The sequence below is a fragment of the Salinivibrio proteolyticus genome (genome assembly GCF_027286365.1).
GTDB classification, from domain to species: domain Bacteria; phylum Pseudomonadota; class Gammaproteobacteria; order Enterobacterales; family Vibrionaceae; genus Salinivibrio; species Salinivibrio proteolyticus.
Window position 1 is genome coordinate 2,589,758 of sequence record NZ_CP114584.1, and the last position, 24,609, is coordinate 2,614,366.

The 24,609-nt window shown below is 52.0% G+C and carries 18 protein-coding genes; 6 read left to right on the top strand and 12 right to left on the bottom strand.

Annotated elements, in window-relative coordinates:
- Window positions 1–17 precede the first annotated feature (17 nt).
- The 4 genes from yqiA to nudF are packed head-to-tail and all read right to left on the bottom strand — an operon-like array spanning window position 18 to window position 2,546.
- Window positions 18–596 carry an esterase YqiA gene (yqiA, locus tag N7E60_RS12155; RefSeq protein ID WP_269597592.1) on the bottom strand — a complete coding sequence of 193 codons (579 nt, stop codon included), beginning with the start codon at window positions 594–596 and terminating at the stop codon, window positions 18–20.
- Between the two features lie 4 nt (window positions 597–600).
- Window positions 601–1,425 carry a 3',5'-cyclic-AMP phosphodiesterase gene (cpdA, locus tag N7E60_RS12160; protein ID WP_269597593.1) on the bottom strand — a complete coding sequence of 275 codons (825 nt, stop codon included), beginning with the start codon at window positions 1,423–1,425 and terminating at the stop codon, window positions 601–603.
- 22 nt (window positions 1,426–1,447) lie between these two features.
- Window positions 1,448–1,858: a DUF1249 domain-containing protein gene (locus tag N7E60_RS12165; protein WP_077457564.1), complete on the bottom strand. Its 411-nt coding sequence runs from the start codon at window positions 1,856–1,858 to the stop codon at window positions 1,448–1,450.
- A 49-nt stretch (window positions 1,859–1,907) separates the two neighbouring features.
- Window positions 1,908–2,546, bottom strand: a complete 639-nt coding sequence (gene nudF, locus N7E60_RS12170; protein WP_167314829.1) for an ADP-ribose diphosphatase — start codon at window positions 2,544–2,546, stop codon at window positions 1,908–1,910.
- Between the two features lie 231 nt (window positions 2,547–2,777).
- On the opposite strand from nudF, the gene tolC reads away from it, so the two are divergent.
- Window positions 2,778–4,088: an outer membrane channel protein TolC gene (gene tolC / locus N7E60_RS12175; RefSeq protein ID WP_269597594.1), complete on the top strand. Its 1,311-nt coding sequence runs from the start codon at window positions 2,778–2,780 to the stop codon at window positions 4,086–4,088.
- Between the two features lie 73 nt (window positions 4,089–4,161).
- Here the strand turns inward: tolC and hldE are convergent, their stop codons facing one another.
- Window positions 4,162–5,589, bottom strand: coding sequence for a bifunctional D-glycero-beta-D-manno-heptose-7-phosphate kinase/D-glycero-beta-D-manno-heptose 1-phosphate adenylyltransferase HldE (hldE, locus tag N7E60_RS12180; protein WP_077641170.1), 1,428 nt, complete (start codon window positions 5,587–5,589; stop codon window positions 4,162–4,164).
- A 226-nt stretch (window positions 5,590–5,815) separates the two neighbouring features.
- Here hldE and lpxL point away from each other — a divergent pair, with 226 nt between their 5' ends.
- Complete coding sequence (gene lpxL / locus N7E60_RS12185) at window positions 5,816–6,736, top strand: LpxL/LpxP family Kdo(2)-lipid IV(A) lauroyl/palmitoleoyl acyltransferase (protein WP_269597595.1); 921 nt, start codon at window positions 5,816–5,818, stop codon at window positions 6,734–6,736.
- Window positions 6,737–6,772: 36 nt separating this feature from the next.
- On the opposite strand, the gene glnE is transcribed toward lpxL, so the two are convergent.
- The 3 genes from glnE to N7E60_RS12200 all read right to left on the bottom strand — a co-directional run bounded on the left by glnE (window position 6,773) and on the right by N7E60_RS12200 (window position 13,179).
- Window positions 6,773–9,622, bottom strand: coding sequence for a bifunctional [glutamate--ammonia ligase]-adenylyl-L-tyrosine phosphorylase/[glutamate--ammonia-ligase] adenylyltransferase (gene glnE, locus N7E60_RS12190; protein ID WP_408642326.1), 2,850 nt, complete (start codon window positions 9,620–9,622; stop codon window positions 6,773–6,775).
- Between the two features lie 92 nt (window positions 9,623–9,714).
- The gene (locus tag N7E60_RS12195; protein ID WP_077457560.1) at window positions 9,715–11,316 is read right to left on the bottom strand and encodes a methyl-accepting chemotaxis protein; all 1,602 of its coding nucleotides are present in this window, start codon (window positions 11,314–11,316) and stop codon (window positions 9,715–9,717) included.
- A gap of 339 nt (window positions 11,317–11,655) precedes the next feature.
- Complete coding sequence (locus N7E60_RS12200; protein WP_269597597.1) at window positions 11,656–13,179, bottom strand: CYTH and CHAD domain-containing protein; 1,524 nt, start codon at window positions 13,177–13,179, stop codon at window positions 11,656–11,658.
- A gap of 222 nt (window positions 13,180–13,401) precedes the next feature.
- Here N7E60_RS12200 and N7E60_RS12205 point away from each other — a divergent pair, with 222 nt between their 5' ends.
- The 4 genes from N7E60_RS12205 to N7E60_RS12220 all read left to right on the top strand — a co-directional run bounded on the left by N7E60_RS12205 (window position 13,402) and on the right by N7E60_RS12220 (window position 17,524).
- The gene (locus N7E60_RS12205; RefSeq protein WP_069590816.1) at window positions 13,402–14,082 is read left to right on the top strand and encodes a TIGR00153 family protein; all 681 of its coding nucleotides are present in this window, start codon (window positions 13,402–13,404) and stop codon (window positions 14,080–14,082) included.
- Between the two features lie 28 nt (window positions 14,083–14,110).
- Window positions 14,111–15,367, top strand: coding sequence for an inorganic phosphate transporter (locus N7E60_RS12210; protein WP_077455843.1), 1,257 nt, complete (start codon window positions 14,111–14,113; stop codon window positions 15,365–15,367).
- Window positions 15,368–15,495: 128 nt separating this feature from the next.
- Complete coding sequence (locus N7E60_RS12215) at window positions 15,496–16,107, top strand: TIGR04211 family SH3 domain-containing protein (protein WP_077455848.1); 612 nt, start codon at window positions 15,496–15,498, stop codon at window positions 16,105–16,107.
- 166 nt (window positions 16,108–16,273) lie between these two features.
- Window positions 16,274–17,524 (top strand): multifunctional CCA addition/repair protein, encoded by a 1,251-nt coding sequence (locus N7E60_RS12220; RefSeq protein WP_269597600.1) that lies wholly within the window; start codon window positions 16,274–16,276, stop codon window positions 17,522–17,524.
- Here the strand turns inward: N7E60_RS12220 and N7E60_RS12225 are convergent.
- The 4 genes from N7E60_RS12225 to N7E60_RS12240 form a co-directional block, all read right to left on the bottom strand.
- Window positions 17,521–20,586, bottom strand: coding sequence for an error-prone DNA polymerase (locus tag N7E60_RS12225; RefSeq protein ID WP_096629965.1), 3,066 nt, complete (start codon window positions 20,584–20,586; stop codon window positions 17,521–17,523). The two genes, N7E60_RS12220 and N7E60_RS12225, sit on opposite strands and share 4 nt — an antisense overlap.
- Before the next feature lie 11 nt (window positions 20,587–20,597).
- A complete protein-coding gene (locus N7E60_RS12230) occupies window positions 20,598–22,001 on the bottom strand; it encodes a Y-family DNA polymerase (RefSeq protein ID WP_096629968.1) in 1,404 nt (467 codons plus the stop codon).
- Window positions 22,001–22,693, bottom strand: a complete 693-nt coding sequence (gene imuA / locus N7E60_RS12235; RefSeq protein ID WP_269597602.1) for a translesion DNA synthesis-associated protein ImuA — start codon at window positions 22,691–22,693, stop codon at window positions 22,001–22,003. The genes N7E60_RS12230 and imuA overlap by 1 nt, the downstream gene beginning before the upstream one ends.
- 94 nt (window positions 22,694–22,787) lie before the next feature.
- Window positions 22,788–24,167 carry a transporter substrate-binding domain-containing diguanylate cyclase gene (locus tag N7E60_RS12240; RefSeq protein WP_167314838.1) on the bottom strand — a complete coding sequence of 460 codons (1,380 nt, stop codon included), beginning with the start codon at window positions 24,165–24,167 and terminating at the stop codon, window positions 22,788–22,790.
- Window positions 24,168–24,609 lie beyond the last annotated feature (442 nt).

The window sequence follows — 24,609 nt, forward strand, 5'->3', positions numbered from 1 at the left end:
TTGGCAATAAAAGGAGGCTACAATCCAAGGAACTGGATAATGTCGGCGCAGTAGCGTTCAAAGCCAACAAAACTATGATCGCCCTCTGGCTCAACCGTTTGTCGACTGGCACTAAATTTCTCAACCGCTTGACGATAGTCGAGCACTTCATCCCCCATTTGCTGCAGCAGCCAAAATTGCGAAGGGTGCGTCAAGGTAGGCACATCCAGCGTGCGCAGCGCCAAAATATCGTCAGCATCGAGATGATAGCGCTCATGGGTGTAAGGGTTCATCTGCTCGCCGATATAATCTTGCAATAACTCATATGGGCGTACTGCGGGATTGACCAACACCGCCGGTATATCATAGCGCTCACTGAGCCAAGTGGCGAGAAATCCCCCCAGTGAACTACCAACGAGCCCCAGCTGGTGGGTGGCACCATAGGTATCGACCAACTCAGTCAACAGGTTCACGGTGGGTTCTGGGTGGCTCGGCAGTTGCGGGACGAGCACCTGAATATCCGGACGCATTGTTTGACAATACGCCCGCATTTGTCGTGCTTTTAACGACTGCGGAGAACTATTAAAGCCATGGAGATAAAGCAGTGCTGAGGCCATTGGGTTAGTATCCACTGGAGTCAAAATCAGGACGGAACTGTTGCCCCGTCACACGTTCAACTTGGCTCTCAATCCGTCCATCACTGTACAAATCTAACCAGCGCCAGCCGGGGTTTTGATTATCCAATGCAAAGTCATGCGAGTCCGGCATAAATTGGATACAAGTTGACGGCGATGCCATAACTTGTACACCTTGATGGCGAACATTCAGCGCTTGGTGAATGTGTCCACACACCACGGCTTTTGCCTGTGGGTGTGCCGCCATGATCTGCCAAAACCGCTCGCGGTTAACCAACTTGTGTTGATCGAGCCAAGTACTGCCGGCCTCTAGCGGATGATGATGCAATAACACCAGTGCATGGCGCTGTGGGTACTCACTTAAGTGCTGATCTAACAGGCGTAACTGTTCGCTAGATAATTCACCATGTGGCACGCCCGACACTTGGCTGTCGAGTAATATCATTTGCCAGTGCTCGCCAAGCAACACTTGTGAACAATGCGACAACGAGCCAGATTGCAATACCGAACGCATCTCGGGTTGAAAGTCATGGTTTCCCGGCAGCCAAAAACAGGGTTGCTGCCAACGCTGAATTCCATCTACAAAGCGGCGATAAGATAACGCTGAGTGATCTTGAGATAAATCGCCGGTCGCAATAATGGCGTCAAAGGTACGTTGTGTGGCGCTTATCGCATCAAGCACCGCATGATAACTATGCAGTGTATTAATACCCAGCAAACTGCCCTGTTCGTCCGCGAACAGGTGCGTGTCGGTGATTTGCAGGAGACGAATACAATCGCCGTTCGCGTTCTCAATCTGGCAAGGCTGCAACGTTGAAAATACCTTTGCTGGTTTAGTTTAACGATGATTTATACACGGAGTCTGAGGCGGTCACGCCGCGGCGCAAACAGTGCGCCAGCCAATCAGACAAAAATGCATTAACCTGATGTTTTTCATTGCGCTGATGCATGCGCGGATTCGGATAATCATAACGCGGTTTTAGCCGTGAAATCTGCTGCGTGGTACACACTTCAGCAACACGTGCATCATGGTATAGACGCACGGTTAAATTCGCGCGTAAGTAGTCGGGCGCTTGGCCTTTGCCGAGCTGGGCAATGTCCAGTAAGGTGGTGTAACGGGTTGACTCACGGACAACCAACGCATACTCCTGCCCTTGAATATCGTATCGACACACTTGCCCCACCTCGTCGCGTTTAGGCATTAAACGGACAAGTTTGGCGTAGTTAGTTTCATACAGGCGCATCATCGCCGGTAAGTCGACTCGATAATCTGTTTTCACACACACCTACTGTTTATTGATTGTTTTGTTCATTATAGCTTTGACGTAACCGACTAGCATTGAGTTCCAACCATTGCAGCGCAATGATGGATGCCGCGTTTTCAATCTCGCCATCGACGACCTTTTGATACGCCTGTTGACGTGAGAATCGATGAACCAAGATATCTTCATTTTCGGTTGCCAATCCGTGCACGCCAGCCGCTTCAGACGCATCGACAATCGCCACAAAGACCTCTAGTTGTTCCGAGCAGCCGCCGGAGCTGGATAAATAGCGAGTCACTCGCTCCATCTGCTGCAATAAAAGGCCGGCTTCTTCCCGTGCCTCGCGATGTGCCACTTGCTCGGGAGACTCTTGCTTATCCATCATGCCCGCAACAATCTCAAGCTGCCATGGCGAAGCCCCTGCTGCCATCGCACCGACACGAATTTGTTCTAGCATAACCACTTCGTCACGCACAGGGTCATAGGGAAGTACTGCCACCGCATGACCACGCTCAAACAACTCGCGAACCACGGTGCCACTCCAACCGCCTTTAAACAATCGGTGACGAAACTGATAGCGATGAATTGAGAAAAAACCTTGATAGCATGGTGAGATATCTTCAATCACAATGTCTTCACGGCCAAACTGACCGGGGGGATGGCTGGACATACTCGCTCCTTGCTATTTGTCGTGGCGGTGCAGTCTTATCATTGGCACGATTGCGCTGCAAACCTTAAACTTAACTTTTTTGATAAAAGTTACAACTATTTTTAAGTCCCAATCGCAAACTGGATAGTTTACACTCAGTGTCTTAACAAATTGTCAGTTTCACGCAAGCATAATTGCGGTAAGCTAGTTGTCGTATTCTTATTGAACAGCTCAAATTCAGGGATTCTACCTATGAAAAAATTGCTCCCTTTGGCATTAGGCTTGGCACTCGGCAGCCTAAGCTCCGTGGCTCTAGCCGACGATCTCGCCCAAATTTACCAACAAGCGAAGCAAAGTGATCCCACACTCAATCAAGCCGCCGCTGAACGTGACGCTGCGTTTTCAGCCGTGGATGCAACGCGCGGTACATTGCTACCCCAAATTGGGTTAAATGCCGGCTATTCGATCACCCGCAATGACAGCAACGATCAGCGTGACAATAACACTACCAGCGCAGACATCAGTCTAAGCCAACAAATTTTTAAGCGTGATAGCTGGATCAACCTCGATATCAGCGAAATGCAAGCCCGCCAGCTAGATGCCGTTTACGCCGCGCAACAGCAAGGCTTGATGCTGCGTGTCGCACAGGCCTACTTTGACGTACTCCGTGCCATGGACAAGCTGGAATTTGTCAAAGCAGAGAAAGCGGCGGTTGGCCGTCAGCTTGAGCAAACCAAACAACGTTTCGAAGTCGGGCTCTCCGCGATTACCGACGTACACGATGCACAAGCGCAATATGACGCAGTACTCGCCGACGAAATCTTGGCCCAGAATGCCCTCACCAATAGCTATGAAGGCTTGCGTGAGATCACTGGCGAAGCGCCACGTGATTTGCGCGTGTTAGATACCGCACGTTTTAGCGCGAGTAAACCTCAGCAGCGACCAACCGCGTTGGTTGAAACTGCCGAAGAGAAAAACTTGAAGCTGTTGGCAAGCCGTATTGCCCGTGATACTGCCAAAGAGCAGATCAAGCTAGCTGAGTCTGGCCATCTTCCGACTTTAACGTTTAGCGCTAAATACGGCATGACAGATGTCGATAATCAGCATACTCCAGGCTCAGTCGATTCTAACGAAGGGACTGCCGGACTCACCTTTAGTTTGCCACTGTTTACGGGCGGAAGCACCTCAGCGAATGTTGAGAAAGCGCAGTATAACTACGTTGCAGCCTCGGAAAGCCTGGAAGCCACGTTCCGTTCAACCGTTAAGGACGTTCGCGCCTTCTATAACGACATTAATGCTTCTATCGGTGCCTTGCGTGCCTATGAGCAAACGGTCATTTCTGCGCGTTCAGCCCTTGAAGCGACAGAAGCTGGCTTTGAAGTGGGCACACGTACCATTGTGGATGTCCTTGACGCCACACGCCGCCTGTACGATGCCAACCGTAACCTGTCGAATGCGCGTTACGACTACATCTTAAGCCGCCTTCAGTTGCGTCAAGCCGTGGGGACACTTAGCGAGCAGGACTTGCTAGAAATCAACAAAGGCTTGATTGAAAAGCGCTAAGCCTTAGTCGCTATCTTTGATCTAAAAAGGTGCCCTCAGGCACCTTTTTTTATTGACGGTTACTCGCTCGGTTTTATTGCCCGCGACGAATTGACTCAATGATTTCAGTGGTGGAACAGCCGTCTTCAAAATTCAGCACTTTCACCTCACCACCGTTATCCATCACCGCCTCAGCACCCGCGATCTCATCAACCTGATAATCGCCGCCTTTGACCAATAGATCTGGCAAGACAGCACCAATCAGGCGCGCAGGTGTTTCTTCACTAAAGGGCACCACCCAGTCGACCGCCCCCAAGCCAGCCAATACCGCCATACGTCGGTCAGTCGGGTTGACGGGACGTCCAGGCCCTTTCAAGGCTTGAACCGATGCGTCGGTATTCACCGCCACAATCAGACGATCTCCCAGTTTGGCGGCTTCATTCAGGTACGCCACATGGCCAGCATGTAAAATGTCAAAGCAGCCATTGGTCATCACCACTTTTTCACCGCGCCCTTTGGCGACTTTCACCGCCTCAATCAACTGCGCTTCTGTGGTGACACCAAACCCAGATTCATGCGAGCCATGAATCGCTTCGGTCAACTCAATGGTAGATAAGGTAGAGGTACCGAGTTTACCGACCACTACACCAGCCGCCGCATTCGCCAGTGCGCAGGCCTCTTCGATGGGCTTGCCCGCTGCCAACGATGCCGCCAATACCGAAATCACAGTATCGCCGGCCCCGGTCACATCATAAACTTCTTTGGCCAGTGTTGGCAGATTCAGTGGGGCGACATCGGGGCGAAGTAGCGTCATACCGTGTTCACTGCGGGTCACCAATAATGCACCCAACTGATATTTTTCAATCAGCGCTACGCCTTTTTCGACCAAGTCTTCATCACTGTCTACCCGTCCAGCAACCGCTTCAAACTCAGCCATATTTGGGGTTAATAAGCTGGCACCGCGATAGCGCTCAAAATCAGTACCTTTCGGATCCACCAAGGTGGTTACACCGGCTTGCTTGGCCGCCTGAATCAAGGGTTGGACTTGCGACAGTGCACCTTTCGCGTAATCGGACAAAATCATGGCCTGACATTGCGGTAAAGCCGCTTCGACTTTTGCCAACATAGGGGCCACATCCACGCCATCAAATCCCTCTTCAAAATCAAGACGGATCAGTTGCTGGTTGCGACTCATCACCCGCAACTTGGTAATCGTGGGGTGGGAATCGAGCGCGACAAAATCACACGCAACCTTGAGCGAGTGAAGTTTCTGCGTGAGCGCATCGGCTTGCTCATCCTTGCCTGTCAAACCAATGAGTTGGGTATGACCCCCTAACGCAGCGATGTTCATGGCAACGTTAGCTGCGCCACCGGGACGCTCTTCTGTTTGATTGATCTTCACTACAGGTACAGGTGCCTCAGGCGAAATTCGCCCCGTTGGGCCATACCAATAGCGATCAAGCATCACATCACCCACGACCAAGACTTGGGCTTGGCTGTAGTCAGGAAGGCTAAGTTTCATCTGGATCTCCGATACTGTCGTTACTGGGCGATAGTAGCACAGCCCCAATAAAAATGACCTATTGTCAGATGGCGCACCGTACAAAAAACACGCAAAAACATTTCGATACCGTCACAATGAGGCAGGTTCGCGCACGATTGTGGCGGGACAGCTTTTTAATTTTGCTCTACAATAGCGCAAGCCTCTCGGCCCCTTCTGGTTTTGGTTTTCATGAGTCATTAACGCTATGAGCGATTTTTCAGCGCCCACTTTTCGGATTGGGTTTGTTCACCCTCGGTATTGGCATACTTGGCTTGGTGTCGGATTCATGTATCTGGCAAGTTGGCTTCCTTATCGCGTCCAGTTTTATTTGGGCCGCGGTCTGGGTCGACTCATGTATACGCTGATGAAACGCCGCGTTGGCATCGCCGATCGTAACCTTGCGCTCTGCTTCCCAGAAATGACCCGCGCTGAGCGTGCCGCGATGGTCAAAGAAAATTTTGCGAATTCGGGGCTTGCCTTGTTCGAAACTGGGATGGCGTGGTTTTGGCCCAAGTGGCGAATCAACAAGCATGTCACCATTGAAGGGTTGGACACTCTGATTGATCTGGAAAAGCAAGGTAAAGGGGTTTTGCTGATCGCCGTCCACTCACTCAATCTAGAAATCGGCGCACGTGGCCTTAGTGACCAAACACCTGGCGTTGGCGTTTACCGCCCCAATGCCAACCCTGTCTATGACTGGTTCCAGTTTCGTGGCCGAATGAAACGTAACATTGGCGTAGATCGAAAAGACGTCAAATCCATGATCCGCTACCTCAAAGAGGGGCACCGGATGTGGTACGCCCCCGACCATGACTATGGCCGACGCCGCTCAACCTTTGCGCCGCTCTTTGCGGTCGAAAAAGCCTGTACCACCACAGGGACGAGCTTGCTCGCCACTGCCGGTCATGCAACCGTGGTGCCTTTTTCCGTGATACGCCAACGACGCAATGGGCAGTATCACGTTAAGATAGAGGCGCCAATCAAACACTTTCCTAAAGACGCCCATGAAGCCGCCGTGGTTACCAACCAAGCGGTTGAGCGTTTAATTCTTCGCGCCCCAGAGCAATACATGTGGCTACACCGACGTTTTAAAACACGTCCCGAAGGTGAGCCTTCGTTGTATTGAGTTAAAAAAGGGCTGCTCGCGCGGCCCTTTTTGCGGCTACGGCTGACCTAACCACTGATGCCAAGCCTGTTCGACCACCTCTCTTTGCGTCACAAATTCGCTTTGAGGCACCACGCCTGATTCACCAGCAAGATGGCTGCGATGAAGCGCATTACGCATACCGGTATACGCCTCTTTCAGTGCCAAAGCTTGTGATGTTGGCATCACCCCCGTCTCTCCGGCTTGTTCAAAAATACGCGCATTATCGCTGTAGCGCGTTAAGGCCGGATACTGCTGGCTATGGCTTAACACCAAATACTGCGCCAGAAACTCAATATCCGTAATCCCACCTTTATCTTGCTTCATCGCAAACACGGCTGGGTCATGTCGGTGCGCGTGCTGGCGCATCTTCTCTCGCATCGACGAGACCTGCTCACGCAGTGTCTCTGGGTCTCTTGGGATGGTAAGAATACGCTGACGAACCTCAGAAAATGCTCGGCTTAAAGACGGATCGCCATAGATCATGCGCGCACGCACTAGCGCCTGATGCTCCCAAGTCCACGCTTCATTTTGCTGGTAATCCGCATAGGCTTCTAAGGTACTGACCAACATTCCTGAGGTGCCCGAGGGACGCAGACGGGTATCAATTTCATATAACACCCCAGATGCCGTGCGGGTTGAGAAAAGATGCACAATGCGTTGCGCCAGTCGTAAGTAAAACTGACGGCCATCGATCACCTTGCGGCCATCGGTTTCTATATGGCTTGGACAGTCATGCAAAAACACCACATCCAAATCGGAGTTATAACCTAATTCCCAACCGCCGACTTTGCCATAGCCGACCACGGCAAAGCCGCGCCCTTCACGGTCAGTTAAATGCGTGGGCTGACCATATTTTTCGGTCATTTGGTACCACGCTTGATTGACCACCGCTTCCACAATCGCTTCGGCTAAATAGGTTAAGTGGTCACTCACTCGCATCACCGGCAATACCCCCGCAATATCAGCGGCGGCAATTTTCAGTAACTGGGTCTGCTTGAATTGACGCACCGCTTCCATCTGCTGTTCCATATCTTCAACCGGGATCCGCGCCAGATAATCCCCAAGCTCACTCCGATACGCGTCGGGTGCTAACGGTTGATAGAGATGGGTTAAATCCAATAGCTCATCCAACAGCATGGGGTAACGGGCAAGCTTTTCTGCAACCAAGGGACTCGCGGCACATAAGCGTAGGACTTGGTCAATGGCGCTAGGGTGCTCGTCCAGAAGCTCAAGGTAGGTCGTGCGTGTCGCAATATTGACCAATAAGTGGGTAATGTGCGGCAGTACACGTTCAGGATGAGGCTGCGCCAGTAATTTACTGAGTAATACTGGCATAAGGCGGTTTAGCACATCCCGACCTCTCGGACCCAAGGTCCGCTTTGCCAGCTCTTGCTTAAAGCTCAACAATTGATCCGCGATGTTGGTCTCCGGCACGCCAAGATCGGCTAAGATCAAATTCGCATTATCGGGATCCCGCGCCATCGCCCACAAATCATGATATTCGCTATCAACGTCGGCATCGCCTTCTTGCTCATCATCCCCAATCAAGCCAGAAAACACCTGATGGACCGCATGCATATGCTGGTGAATTTTAGCGACCAAGGATGACCAATCCGATTCATTTAACGCCGCACACAGACGTGCTCGATCAAGCTCCGTCTCAGGAAGCGTTTGGGTTTGTTTATCGTCAATCGCTTGCAGCAGGTTTTCTACCCGACGCAAGTAAAGGTACGCGGCCTTCAACTGCGCCACATCGTTAGCGGGTAATAACGCCAGCTCATCCAGTGCCGCCAAGGTCTCTAACAAGCCGCGCTGACGCAAAGTCGGCTCTCGGCCCCCGCGGATCAGCTGAAAAGATTGGGCAATAAACTCAATTTCGCGAATACCGCCGGCGCCTAATTTAATATTGTCCGTCAAGCCGCGTCGACGGACCTCACGCTGAATTAACTGCTTCATACGACGCAGGGCTTGAATGGCACTAAAGTCGATATAGCGACGAAAGACAAACGGGCGCAACATCTGACGCAAGCTTTGATAGCAATCGTATTGCTCTTTGCCCATCACCCGCGCTTTGATCATCGCATAACGTTCCCAATCTCGGCCTTGTTCTTGATAGTAATCTTCGAGCGCAGCAAAGCTCATGACCAAAGGACCACTATCGCCAAAGGGGCGCAAACGCATATCAACCCGATAGCAAAAGCCATCCACGGTCGGTTGGTCGAGCGCTTTAATCAAGCGTTGCCCTAATCGGGTAAAGAACTGCGCATTGGCGATACTGCGTCGTGCACCTTGCGTTTCGCCATTGTCGGGATAGGTAAAAATTAAATCGATATCTGAGGAAAAGTTCAGTTCACCGCCCCCCAGTTTTCCCATACCAAGGATCAACATGGGTTGCGCCTCGCCTTCCGCATTCATTGGCGTGCCCCACGACTGAATGCAATGCGCATAAAGCCATTGATAGGCAGCCAGTATTTGCGCCTCAGCCAATGCCGATAGATGCTGCAAACTTTGTTCTACTGACCAATTACCTTGGATATCTTGCCAAGCAATCCACACCAGCTCTTGTTGGCGCACCTGACGTAACACGCGATGGAACGCGGCTTCGTCGTCAACCGATTCAAGTGCTTGGGCTAATAAGGATGAGTACTGACTCGCGCGACATGGATCATCGCGATGTTGGTATAACCAGTCCAATAAACCGGCTTGCTGTAATAAGGCAGCTGCAATAAATTCACTGCATCCAAGCGCCCGCTCGAGTTGCTCGCGGGCACTATCTTGCCAGCGCGCCAATGCCTCTGCGCAGTGCGCTTCAAGCTGGGAGATATGATGATTGATGGTTGAGGCGAGCATATCAGGCAAAGCCATGGTGATTCCTTGTTGCGCTATCCTGCTTTGACATTAACAAAAAACGGCCCGCATGCGCAGCGGGCCGTTCCAGAGTGTGAAAAACGCGTCGATTAAATCTTGAATGCGCCAATTTTTTCATTAAGCGATTGGGCACTTTGCTCCACCATTTCTGCAGTTTCATGCAACTCGGTGACCACGGTCACAGAAGCTTGCACCAGCTCTTTCACGTTGGTGAGATTTTGGTTCATTTCACCCGCGACCGAAGCTTGTTGTTCAGACGACGAAGCAATTTGGAAATTCATATCATTGAGAGAACGGATCTGCGCCACGATTTGATCGAGTTCCCCGCCCGCTTGGCTGACCGAATCAACACTGCTATCAGCCTCACTCACACTACGCTCCATCAAGCTCACTGCTTGTTGTGCACTTTGCTGCAATTGGGTGATCATATCCTGAATTTCCACTGTCGCCTCTTGGGTATGTTGTGCCAACTTACGCACTTCATCGGCAACCACCGCAAATCCACGTCCGCTATCCCCAGCACGCGCCGCTTCTATTGCGGCATTGAGAGCCAGCAAATTGGTCTGCTCAGAAATCCCTTGAATAGTGACAACCACAGTGCCAATTTTTTCCACTTGCGATTCAACTTGGCTCACTACGTGTGATGACTGACTAATGTCACTCGACAGCTCGTTAATGGTGTTGATGGTCGTTCCCACATAGCGCTGACCACTCGCCGCCTGTTCATTCGACGCTTCAGTGGCTTTCGAGGCTTCACGCGTATGTTCAGCCACATTCTGCACCGTGGCACTCATCTCACTCATCGCTGAGGCAAGCTGATCGATTTCGGCAAACTGTTCCTGCGCAGATTCCTTGGTCTCCGCCATACTGATGGTCATAATCTCTGCTAATGATGACAACTCATCAGCGGCTTGACGCTGCGCATCAATCACATCCACCAGTTGTTGGCGAGACGTCTCAAGCTCACGCGCCAGATCACCAAATTCATCACGACTGTTCATCTCAATTGGCTCGCTTAAATCTCGCTGCGCCAAGGCCCGAATTCGATCGGTGAGGTAATTGATTTGCCGCAGCATAATATTGGAGCCACCCAGCAAAATGACCATAAAGGAGACAATCATCAGTGCCGTCTGCCAAGCTATTTGGATCATATAGTCGTGATAATACGACTGGGCTTCCGACGTTGGCTGCGAGGCAACAATCCACCAATCACTGCCGGCAACAGGCACCGCATAACCATGTCGTGCACCGTCATACACCGTATAGCTGAATGCGCTGGATTGATTGAGAAATAGGTCAGCCACGTCACTATCTTGGTGATCATCTGGCACGCGTAGCTCAGCGAATTGGGTCATTGAAGGATGTGCCCACACCTGACGCTTTTTATCATTCACCAAGTACAAATAGGCACCTTCGTTAAACTCGGCATTCATACTCTCGACCGCTTCTCGCATCAGCCGCTCACCGTCAGGCTGCGCCATCAATGCTTTGGTCATGGCAGCGCCCGAGCGCGCCAATTCTTGTGTCTGTTTGAGGGTAAAATCCACCACAGATTGACGGAATGTTTGTGCATCCCATAATTGCTTACCCACCAACAACACGGTGCTAAATACCATCAAAATAACCAGCTTGGGAACTAAACGCAGATTGGTTACTGGTTTTTCCCATGCATAGAAGCTATGTTTCGCCATAATCCTGCACACTCCATGCCCACATCAATGCTGACTCGCGACCCTACGAGGCGGGCGATAATTATTCTCGACAATTCGTTATATCGGTAAATCCGGCGATGACTAAACCCTTGTTTACCTTATTTGTGATAATTGCCCACATCCATATTCAATAATGATAAGTTAATCAGCACAACAGATGCCCCTGATACCTCACCGCGCGGTTATAACTAACCGAGTAGCCTAGCGTTTTGATGTAGATTGCGTTTCTTTTCGCTTGGAGAAGATTGTTATTCAATTTGCGATCGCACGCGCAGTACAAAAAAAGCAGCTCAAGGAGCTGCTTTTATAAGAAGGCATTTAATCTTGCCAATAGGGGGTAAGCGTCAGGCCTGTTTGTCGACTTTGCGTCATCGCGTGTAATAACGACTCTTCTTTACGCGCCAACCATTTTTCTGCTTGCTTCTTATCTTCGTCGTCGTCCAGCTCAGCCACCAGTTCACGCACAGGCTCGAGCAAACGCAGCTCTTCGATGCCTTGTAACATATCCAGCCAAGGCAGGCGGAACGCTTTGCGCCGGCTTTTATCAAACAAAGACGCGAGGCAGGTACCCAGTAACAAGTTGCGTTGCAGTCTTGGATACTGATCAAAATAGTCGTGCCGCGTCAGGGTTTTCGTCTCATCAAAAACCGCCAACAGCTCTTGCCAAGAATCCGGCAAGGCTTTGTCGGCAAAGTGTTGGATAGGCTGGGCAAGCTTTTCTTCCGCTTTGTCATCTAGGAAAGGCTGCCATCCTTTGGATAAAATCCACCGACTTAAATCCAACAGCAAGTTGCAGTAACGTGACGCATGGAGTAGCGCAACCACGTCTTCTCGCTCAGGCAAGGTTTCGTGCTTGTCTTTCAGTGCCTTAACCAAGGGTTTGCGGGCATTAAGTTTGCGTAAATATTGCCCCTTATCTTCGCACAAACGTGCAATGGCGGTGGCATGGTCAAGCCAAGCTAACTCGCCTTCAAACCATTGCAGCTCTTGGCGCAAAAGGGTGCTAGCACGACGAGGCACCACACTACCAAACAACGCAAGCGATTGACGGATCAGTAATACTGCATAGCGGATTTCTTGCAAAGCATCGAGCGATTCGCGCTCAATGTAGATTTGCTCATGGTAATGCCAATGGCTTAGCGCATGTTCCAAAATACGGATCAGCGCTTTTTCTTGGCAGTCGTCATCACGTAACTTCACAATCGACAATGCCGTGACCGGATCGCCTTGGTAACCCGTTGCTAAACGATAGCCACGTGCAGCCTTACTTAAATTCCCAAGACGCACGCCGCCTTCATCAGCCAAGTTACGCGCCAGTGAGAACAAGGCATCGGTTTGACCAGAAATCAACTCCAGTTCAACCTCAGAAATCACGTCTTTATCACCCGCATCCGTCGACACTTCGCCTTGATCACAGGCCAGTTCGATCTGGCTGCCGTCTTCGGTCGCCAAAAGCCACTGACGGCGCACAAAATCAGTCGAAAATAGCGGCTGAAGTTGACTCGCAAGCGCTTGTATATCTAATCCATCGGGCCATGCTTCGACCGGGATCAAAGAAAGGTCCGGCTCAGGTCCGTTAAGCTCGGCGTTGTACTCTGGGCGTTGATGTAGCCCAGCGACCACCCGGCCCGCCGTTTTCAGCGTTTGAATATAAACGCCGTCAAAGCGGCGCACCCGCAAACCGATATCGTGTTTGCGTAGGGTAAAATCTGGCGTATCAAAGTAGATGTTTCCCAGCTCGCGCTGGCTCTGCTGTAGCTGCTTTACACCGACAATTTTATCGCGAATGCGGTGAGAGAAGTCAGAAGAGACAAAAAACTTGAGCTCTATCTCAGTGTCCATACGGGTACCTATAGCCAATTGCCAGACAAGGATATGAACAATTGATCCTGTCGGCAAGTACTGGTGTTATCAGGCTTGATCAGACGCAATGAGGGTGAGATCACAAAAGCTGTTTCTTTAACCAATGTTCTGCGCTACCATTCGCCGCTCCGATATACCATCGTTGAACGTTTGGCCTCCATTTTGCCCTCTGGGCACGAGGCAACCAGGTAGATTACGGCTATGCCAGTAAATACAATTGTCGGGCTGTTTGCAAAAAGCCCAATTAAACCCTTACAACGCCATGTTAATCGTGTGAACGATTGCTGTGCGTTACTCATTCCTTTTTTTAACGCCTGTGAGCGTCAAGATTGGGAACAGGCTAACCAACTGCGTCAGCAAATTTCTGATATTGAGAAAGACGCAGATACACTGAAACGCAATATACGACTCAAACTTCCCCGCGGTCTCTTTATGCCTGTTGATCGGACAGACATGCTGGAGCTGCTCACCCAACAGGATAAGTTGGCAAACTTGGCAAAGGATATCGCTGGCCGCGTGATTGGCCGTCAGCTCCGTATGCCCCCCTCGATGAATGATGCCTTTATCGCCTACGTCCAGCGTTGTTTGGATGCAGCCGATCAAGCACGCCGTGTGATCAATGAACTGGAAGAGTTACTAGAAACTGGGTTCAAAGGCCGCGAAGTGACCTTGGTGGCAGAAATGATTCATCAGTTGGATGTGATTGAAGACGATACCGACTCCATGCAAATCCAACTTCGCCAAGCATTGATGGCTGTCGAACACGAATATAACCCGGTCGACGTCATGTTCTTGTACAAAATCCTTGAGTGGGTCGGTGAAATCGCCGATCAAGCGCAGCGTGTTGGCGCGCGCTTAGAGGTGATGCTTTCCCGTTCCTAACCGAGTGATGTAATAACAAGGTACTACAATGGAAATCCTGATGAATCACGGGACCATTTTAATTATGGTCGCCGCGGCTTTTGGTTTTTTAATGGCAATTGGTATCGGCGCCAACGACGTCGCCAATGCAATGGGCACGTCGGTCGGCTCTAAAGCGCTGACCGTGAAACAAGCCATTATTGTTGCCATGATTTTTGAATTTGCTGGCGCTTATCTTGCTGGCGGCGAGGTAACAGACACCATCCGAAAGGGGGTAATTGACACCGCACTCTACGCGGATCAACCGCTTGAGTTGGTGTTTGGTATGATGTCAGCCCTGCTGGCTGCTGGCACTTGGTTACTCCTTGCCTCATACATGGGCTGGCCAGTCTCGACGACCCACTCTATTATTGGTGCCATCATTGGCTTTGCCTGCCTGTCCGTCGGTTCTGAGGCGGTGGATTGGCACACCGTACAAAGCATTGTGGGCAGTTGGATTATCACACCGCTTATCTCGGGCATCTTTGCCTACCTCATCTTCCTCAGTGCACAACGCCTTATCTTCGATACCGATCATCCGGTGCTAAACGCCAAACGCTTTGTTCCCATTTATATGTTTATCACCGCGTTTATTATCGCGATGGTAACCATTAAAAAAGGCCTTAAACACGTTGGTCTTCACCTCTCCGCCTTTGAGGCCATTAGCGCGTCTATCGTGCTTTCTGCGCTGATTATGTTCTATGGGGTGTACTATATTTCCCGTAAATATCGCGGCGACGAAAGTCAAGGCTTTCAAGGCGTTGAGCGTATTTTCAGCTTATTGATGGTCGTCACCGCTTGTGCAATGGCATTCGCGCATGGTTCTAATGATGTGGCTAACGCAATTGGTCCTCTATCAGCGATTGTGGCCACGGTACAAAACCTGGGAGAAGTGGCTGAGAAAACCCATATCGCTTGGTGGATTCTGCCTATGGGCGGCATCGGGATCGTAGTCGGTTTGGCTACACTCGGACACCGCGTGATGGCCACCGTGGGATCAGGCATTACTGAACTCACCCCAAGCCGCGGTTTTGCTGCACAATTGGCGACCGCAAGTACCGTCGTCGTCGCTTCAGGAACAGGCCTGCCTATCTCAACCACCCAAACTTTGGTGGGAGCGGTGCTCGGCGTCGGCTTTGCCCGTGGTATTGCCGCACTCAATTTAGGCGTAGTGCGTAACATTGTCGCCTCTTGGCTTATCACGCTACCGGCTGGCGCCTTGCTAGCTGTGATCTTTTACCATGTGATGACCGCTGCATTTGCGTAAACTGAGCGAGTGATGTCAAATCACGGTCAAAAAAAGGGGAGCATGGCTCCCCTTTCCTTTTGGCCTATGGCACTATGCGCAACAAAGGCGATGTGTCCCATACTGAAAAAACGCAAAGGACCCCAGACGTGAAACACCTGTATTCTGCTCTTATGTTGCTGATTGTACTTGTGGCCCCCCGTGCAATGGCAGAAAACTATATTTCCGACGAATTGTTTACCTACATGCATTCTGGTCCAGGTACACAATATCGCATTATTGGTAGCGTCGATGCGGGCAATAAAATCACCGTATTAAGCCGCGACCGCGATGCAGGTTATACCCAAGTGGTTGATAGCCGTGGCCGTAAAGGCTGGGTAAAAAGTGATTACGTCACCACGCAACCGGGCTTAAAAGAGCGACTGCCTGCACTAGAAGCGGAGCTGAAAAGGGTTAAATCCGCGCTGGCAAGCGCCCAAGATGATGCCAAAGCACAGCAAAAAGGCTTGGTAGAATCGCTAGCAAAACGCAACGAACAAATTTCGAAGCTGGAAGCACACAGCAGCGATCTCAATAAGAAATTGATTGAGGCACAAAGTGAAATTCGTGCACTGCGCGCCAAGATTGATACCCAAAAAGACGACCTGCTGATGCGCTGGTTTACCTACGGCGGCATGGTGGCTGGCGGCGGCTTACTGTTTGGCCTTGTGCTGCCACACCTTATCCCACGTAAAAAACGTCGCCGTGACGGCTGGGCATAATGACTGAAGAAGGCTGCCTCGGCGGCCTTTTTTATTGCAACCGCCACGCCAATTTTCAGGCACAAAATATCCGTGCTGCATTTCAATATGTATACTTGGGAAAGAAATCGGAGTCAGCATGGTTGCCATGCCAGATTCCAAGGTTAATCCAAACAAGGAGTCTCGTGTGAAACATTATCTTGTCGGCGGAGCAGTACGTGATGCGCTATTAGGCTTGCCGGTCACAGATAAAGATTGGGTGGTCGTGGGCGCGACCGTCGAGCAAATGCAAGCGGCCGGTTACCAGCAAGTCGGCCAAGACTTCCCCGTGTTTTTACACCCCACCACACACGAAGAATATGCCCTCGCCCGTACCGAGCGTAAATCAGGCCAAGGCTACACCGGGTTTATTTGCGACTTCTCACCAGATATCTCACTGGAAGCGGACCTTCAGCGCCGCGATCTCACCATTAACGCCATTGCCCAAGACGAAGATGGCAGCTTGATTGACCCGTATGGCGGTCAGCAAGATTTACACAACCGGATTTTGCGCCATGTCTCGCCTGCCTTTAGCGAAGATCCATTGCGGGTCCTCAGGGTGGCACGGTTTGCCGCCCGTTTTGCGCCGCTCGGCTTTACCCTTGCCGACGACACCTTAGCGCTGATGAAAACGATGGTCGCCAAGGGCGAACTCACCCACCTCACCCCTGAGCGGGTTTGGCGCGAGTGGGAAAAAGCGCTTGGCAGTGATTGTCCCGATGTGTTTCTTGCTGTGCTGCGCGATTGCGGTGCCCTAGCGGTAGTGCTTCCTGAAATCGACGCCCTGTACGGCGTGCCGAATCCAGCCAACTGGCACCCTGAAATCGACACCGGCATCCACACGGAAATGGTCAGCCGTTATGCCGCCTCATTGACCGACGACAAAGCCATCCGCTTTGCCGCACAAGTCCATGATCTCGGTAAGGCCCTCACCCCTGCCTCTATTTTGCCCGGCCATCGCGGCCACGGCGATCGCGGGCTGCCCGTGATTAAAGATCTGTGCGAGCGACTACGTATTCCCAACGCCTATCGGGATTTGGCCTTGGTGGTCAGTGCGCACCACTCCAAAATTCATAAGTGCGATCAACTCAGCCCTGAGCATTGGGTAGCGCTGTTTAATCAGATCGATGCGTGGCGCAAACCCGAGCGGGTCGAGCAACTGGCCTTGGCGTGTTTGGCCGATGTACGTGGCCGCAAGGGACGTGAAAACTATCACTACCCGCAAGCCGATGCCCTACGCGAGCGCTTTGCTTGCGCGCAACAGGTAGAGGTTAAGCCAATTGTCGACGCAGGTTTTAAAGGGGCGGCGATTCGTGATGAGCTGCATCGCCAGCGTATTCAAGCGGTAGCAGCGTGTCCGGCGCCTACCTGTCCCGACGCGGTTAGCGCGTCGCGTTAACGGAATTCACGCGCGGCCACCGACAAGGTGGTGAGCGTCGGGGTAAGGTCAATCAACTTACCGGCAATCACGTGCACCACCTCGCCCTGTCGCTCGACAATGCCATGCACTTTCAACACCTTGGCTTGCATAAAAGCACGGGATTGCGCCCGTGCCGTCCCCGCCCAAACCACCACATTGATATTACCCGTATCGTCTTCCAAGGTGACAAAGGTTACGCCACTGGCCGTACCGGGGGATTGCTTACCCGTCACCACCCCCGCTACCGCCACCCAGCTTTGCGACGCACACTGTGATAACTCAACACCACGGGTAAAACGCCCCAACGTGCCAGCTTGCGCCATCAAACGAATAGGATGATCGGTGAGCGACAGCCCCAAGGCCGCGTAATCTTCAATCACGTTCTGCCACTGGGAAGGTGAATGAGGCAACGCCACCTCATCGTCACTGGCGGCGAGTAACGGCAACTGCCGCTGCTGATCCATCAGAGCCCAGCGCGCCTGAAAGCGGTTACCAGCCAGCGCTGCCAATGCGCCACTACTGGCTAGGGCTTGATAGGCATCGCGGTCAAGATGAATCCCTTGCAGTGCCGACAAAGACGTAAATCCCGTCTCTGGACGATGGGCCAGCAATCGGTCTATTGCCGCCATGCTTAATCCTTTGACTAACCGCAACCCCAGCCGCACGCCCCACTGTTCGCCAACCTTTTCTAAGCAATGATCCGCTCCCGAGTGTTGCACACAAACCGGCAACACAGGCACCTGATGGCGCGTGGCGTCTTGCATCAATTGTGACGGTGAGTAAAACCCCATCGGCTGGCTATTAAGCAAGCCGGTGTAAAACGCGGCGGGATAATAATGCTTTAGCCACGCTGAGACATAGGCCAAAACCGCAAACGAAGCCGAGTGGCTCTCTGGAAAGCCATAATCACCAAACCCACAGATTTGCCGGTAAAGCTGCTCGGCAAAGTCGGCGCGATAGCCTCGCGCAGTCATCCCTGCGATCAATTTGTCGCGAAATGGCGCCAGTCCGCCCTTTTTCTTCCAGGCCGCCATCGCGCGGCGCAGCTGATCCGCTTCTCCACCGGAAAAGCCGGCCGCCACCATCGCCAGTTTGATAACCTGCTCTTGAAAAATGGGCACTCCGAGCGTACGCGCCAGCACCTGCTCAACCGCTTTGGACGGGTAGCTCACCGCTTCTTCCCCGTCGCGGCGCTTTAGATACGGATGCACCATGTCACCTTGAACCGGACCGGGGCGGACAATGGCAATTTGGATTACCAAATCATAATAACAAGCCGGTTTGAGCCGCGGCAGCATACTCATTTGTGCTCGCGACTCAATTTGAAACACTCCGACGGTATCGGCGTGCTGAATGCGTGCAAACACCGCCGGATCGTCGCCTTGTTGGGTGATCGACGCCAAACTCAAGCGAGGGCCACCGGTTTGGGCAATCAAATCAAAGGTACGTCGAATCGCGGTGAGCATACCCAGCGCCAGTACGTCGACTTTCATCAGATGCAGTGTTTCCAGATCGTCTTTATCCCACTGGATCACCGTCCGCTCTGCCATCGCCGCATTTTCCACCGGCACCAACTCATACAAAGGCCCATCTGCAATCACAAAGCCACCCACATGCTGAGAAAGGTGGCGCGGAAAGCCGATCAATGTCTGGGTCAGCGACAGCCATTGTTGGCTTTTCGCACTTTTAGGATCGAGGCCCAACTGCTGAAGTTGCTGCGTCCAAGGCTGGGTTTTATCGCGCCGATTGAGGTTTTGAATAAAAAAATCAATCTGGCTAGCGGGGATCGCCAACGCTTTGCCCACATCGCGCAATGCACTTTTAAGCCGATAACGGATCACGGTTGCCGCTAGGGCGGTCCGCTCACGGCCATATTTTTGATACAAATACTGGATCACTTCTTCACGGCGCTGGTGCTCAAAGTCCACATCAATATCCGGCGGCTCGTCGCGCTCTTTGCTAATAAAGCGCTCAAACAGCACATCGACTTTGCACGGATCCACCGCGGTGATCCCTAAGCAATAACACACCACCGAGTTCGCCGCCGAGCCGCGCCCTTGGTATAAGATCCCACGCGACTGGGCAAAGCGTACTAGATCGTAAATGGTCAAAAAGTAATACGGGTAATCCAGCGCCTCGATAAGCGCGAGCTCTTTTTCAATGGTGGCTCCCACGTCACTGGGCACCCCCTTGGGGAAACGCTGCTGTGCGCCTTGCTTGACCGCCTCACGCAGATACGCCATCGCAGACTCGCCAGTCGGCACCACTTCTTTGGGGTAGCTGTATTTAAGGCTAGCCAAGGAAAACTTACACTGGGCGGCAATCTTGGCACTTTCCGCCAGCCACTCAGGGGGAAATAAAGCGTGTAATTTAGGCAACGGGCGTAAGGCGCGCTCTGCATTGGGCAATAATGTCCGCCCCAACGTCGCCACCGGTTGACGATGTCGAATCGCCGTTAAGGTATGATGTAACGCCAGCCGCTCAGGGTGATGCATCAGCACATCACCACATGCTGTCACACGAAGCGCATACTGGCTTGCCAGCATGCGACAGTGCGCCAAATACGGATGGTCGTTATCCGCTAGATCGCGCCGCACGGCCAGATACAAGCGCTCAGCATGATAACGCAGCAGCCACGTCGCCCAATGATGATCGCTCTCCGCGCCACTGGGTAGCCATAGCACTATGCCATGACGCACCGACATCAGATCCCACTCGCTCAGCTGGTAGTCACCTTTGTGACTGCGTCGCCGCGCATTGGTGATAATCCGACACAGCTCTTGGTAAGCCGCTTGAGTGGGACACAGTAGAACAACATCTAACGCCTGCAGACGAAAGCGACTGCCAATGATCAGCGAAAGCTGCGGATAATCACGCTGAGCTTTATACGCACGCACCACGCCTGCGACCGAGCATTCATCGGTGATCGCGATCGCTTGATAGCCCAATGTTGCCGCTTGCGCCACCAGCTCTTCCGGGTGTGAGGCTCCCTCAAGAAAGGAAAAGTTGCTGCAACATACCAGCTCGGCATACGTACTCATCGCTTCACCGTCTAACTAAACCAACCGTGTAAAAACCAAGTTTGCTCTGGCGTGCGAAACACCCACAGCCATTGTTGCTGGGCATTTTGGGCAATAAAGTAATCACGCTGGATAGGCGCACCTTCCCACCAGCCCGTGACAATTCGCTCCGGCCCTTCACGTAAGGTGACCTTACCCACCAGTGGTGTGGGTTGCGGCAGCAATAAACTTGGGCGTGGACGCGTGGGTGCCGAAGCCGGCGGTGTCGCACTATGATGATAGGGGACATGTTGGCTGGCCGTCTCGGGACGGTGATGATCCACATACGCTAACCGCATAACCGCCTCCTCCCCGAGTCGGGCAGCCAGTGTCGCGACCAACTCATCACGATTTTGCTCACCTTGCTGGGCGCTAAAAAGATCGGTTTGTCCGGGCTGGTGACAATCGATTTGCGAAGCCGTCACACTGACCGCAGTCACCGGCTGACTCACTTGCCATGACGCCAGCCGTAAACGCACCAACGCCATCCAGCGCTCGACGTCTTTCTCGCCATGCGCGGCCATTACCGGCAGGGTTTCTTCACATCCATCACGCAAGCTAAAACCCAACGTCAGCGCAGGCGTACAGGCACTACGCTGCACAAGAAAACGGCACAGTGCCGAGACGAGATTCTCGATAATGGGCAATAAGTGGGCTTGCTCACTAAGCTCAAACAACAAGACCCGCTGCTGAAAAAATTGCAGCGGTGGCTGAAAATAACGCAGTGGCGTCGGCTGGGCGCCACGCACCTCAGCAAGGTAATCCACCACAGTGCGCGGAAACCGTCGCGTCAGCGACGCGGTGGGCAAGGCGATAAGCTCACCTAACTGAGAGAGGCCCAGACGCGTAAACTGAGTTTTCACCGTCTCCGGTAAAGGGGCTGCGGCCAACGGCAATTGCTGCAACGCTGCCTGCAAATGCTCGGGGTCGGTACTGATCTTGCCCGCGTGGCCATACGCCATAAGCTCGGCGGCACGCGGCGTTTGGCCCACCCCTGCCTGATAACGGATACCACTTTCCACCAGCGTTTGAGTCACTGCCTGCCATAGCGGAGTAAACCCTTGATATAACGCCAACATCGGTGAAACGTGTAGCCATAAACCTTTAGGGGGATTAAGGCTGATTTCCGCGACCAGCGGATAAAGCTGTGTGGCGAGCTGCTCAAGCGCGGACTGCTCTTTCACCGCGCAATAAGGATAGACCGCAAGCTGATGACAAATAAGCGCGGCAGCCCCTAATCCCATGCCGGTACTCAGACCGTGCGTGCTAGCCGCCACAGAGAGCTGCACTAAACGGCCTTCTTGCTCGCTAACCAGCCCCACCGCTTGTACCGATGACGGCGCATAAAGGCTATCTAACAACAAGCTTGGGCAATGCAGATACAGCCACAATGACATCACGCTTGCTCCCGCTGTTGCCGTGAAGGAAAAGCAAGCAAATTCTCTGCATTGCTCGGCCAGGTCACTAACGCGGGCCATTGCGTGCGCCAATCGAGGGTAAACGGGGCCGGTGGCCATTGGCCGCGACAATAACGCACCGTGACCGTCACGCCACATGCAGAAGGGGCCAGCGCCACACTTAAATCGACCGGCAAGGTCAATGAATGCGTCTGCTGGCGGCGCAACAGTACCACCGCACATTGGCCATGTTCGGCCGCCAGTTTTAGACGCTTCACTTGTCCCACCGTGAGCGAAGATGGCCATAACACGACTGCCTGACACGCGCCACTGCGCGCCGCTTGCTCGGCTGCCCACAGCGCATCCTGATCGCTTTTGGGAGACACCAACAAGGTGTTGTCGGTTAAATAGCCTTGCTGATGTAGCATCGCTGCGTTGAGTCCAACCGGTGGACGAATCCACGCCACCTGTTGGCCGCTGGCGTGATACAACGCCGGTAACACCAGCCGCAACTCACCGACACCATAATCACTGATGATATCTGTCACACCTGGAGACGGGAGCCCCCCTAGACGCTGATCAAAGGCACTGTAACCGGTCGCTTTTTTATCGGGTAATTCCGCCATTAACGGCCGCTGACTAGCGCGCCATAGGCCGTGTTGCTGGGCTAATTGGTCGAGTGTTTTCATCATCAAAATACCTGTATATATATACAGTATATTTAATGATAAAAACGCTGCAAGAAAAGAAAATGAAAAGCGTGTTTTTACCTAACAGAAAACGGTATCAGGCTTCTGCGATAGGTGTGGTCACTGATTGAGAGGAGGCCAGCATCACTTGATTACGGCCACGGTCTTTCGCACGGTACATAAGAAGGTCAGCGGCATGGGTCAAGGTATCCAAATCCAGCGAAGCAATGTCGTCAGTAACATCACTGGATACGATTGCGCCAATGCTGACAGTGACACGAATCTCGGCGCCATCGAACTCAAACACACTGTCTGCCACATCGCAGCGGATATGGTTGGCAATGTCGATCATTTCATCTAATGACGTGGCCGGACACAGCACGCAGAATTCTTCGCCCCCTAAACGCGCCACGGCGCCATGCTTCACGACCCGCTTTAAATAACTGGCAAGGTGCACTAACACTTTATCACCCTGCATATGACCGTATTTGTCATTCACCTGTTTAAAGTGATCGAGGTCGATGAGGATCAGCCCCATTTCTTGCTGACGCTGAAGTTTGGGTTTAAGGCGAGAAAAATAGCCCTCTAGGCCACGTCGATTCAGCAATTGAGTCAGTGGGTCAGTATTGGCAAATTCACGCAAGCGGGCATTGGCTTGGCGCAAGGCAACGGTGCGCTTATACACCATGCGCTTGAGGAAAAAAATGTACGCGACGGCGCTCAATGCCACCATGATCACTATGGTCGGGATTAGCCAATCGGGATACGCCTCAACCCGCTCGGTATTAATCCATTTTTGCTTAATCCGTAGTAGTTCCTCAGACGGAATATGACTGATCCCAACACGTATTTCATCGAGCAATGCTTGGTTGCCTTTCGGCACTGCTGCATAAATTGGACGGGTATAAAGAACTTGCTCCGCGACAAATGCTAGCGGTTTCCCTTGAGTCAGAAAGTAAAAGTTGGCGACCTGACTATCTGCCACAAGGGCTTGGATCTCACCCTCTAGCGCGGCCGCAAATAAATCCTCGTTATTCACAAAGCTACGTTGCTCCACTTGCGGATAGTGCTTGGCTAAGAACGAGGATTCATAACTTTCTGCTACCACACCAACGACTTGACCTGCCGCTAAAGGCTTAGTATCCGTACTGCCCGGTTGGTTTTGCACATACAAAGAGCCATTGATATTAAAAATTGGCGTCGCAAAATCTAAAAAGCGCTCACGTTCAGGCGAACGTAATAAACCGGCATGCACACGGTTACCACCTTCTCGCATATAAGAGAGGGTTTCAGGCCAATCTAACAGAACAAATTGAATGGGTTCATGATTGTATTTGGCATAAGCCTGCCAAAAATCGATCAACAGCCCTTTGGGCTGGCCTGAGTCGGATAAATAGCTATAAGGCTTCCACACTGAAGAATGGGTGGCGACTAAAATGTCTTTCTTTTCTGACAGATAGGCGTCATCGGCCCACACCTGCGTACTCGCATAAGTGCAGACTATAAGCAGCATCCCTGTCAAAAACCGTAAAGTACGCGCAAACATTGTTAGGCAGCCCATCGAAAGTGCTCTGATAGTAGATAAATTCTAGGTGAACGCAAAAGACTTAATAAAAAAGCATGATCCAGTTCAAATTGGAAGACAGATCACACTCATTAATGGCAAAAGAATCAATAACAGCTCATAAAACAACCACCTTGTCGCCTGGGGTGATAATCAACAGAAAACGTAATCATCAAAATAAAAGCGTGCTGAAACCGATTACTGTCACCGGCTTGTAATGATCTGGACGGTGAGCTGTGGTAAATTTACGCGCCCAATGGATGGGAGGTGAATGGTGAATCGATGGCACTGGGTGAAATCGTATTACACCAACAACGCCTTTATTGCCCGTGATCAACACAGATCAACGCAGACA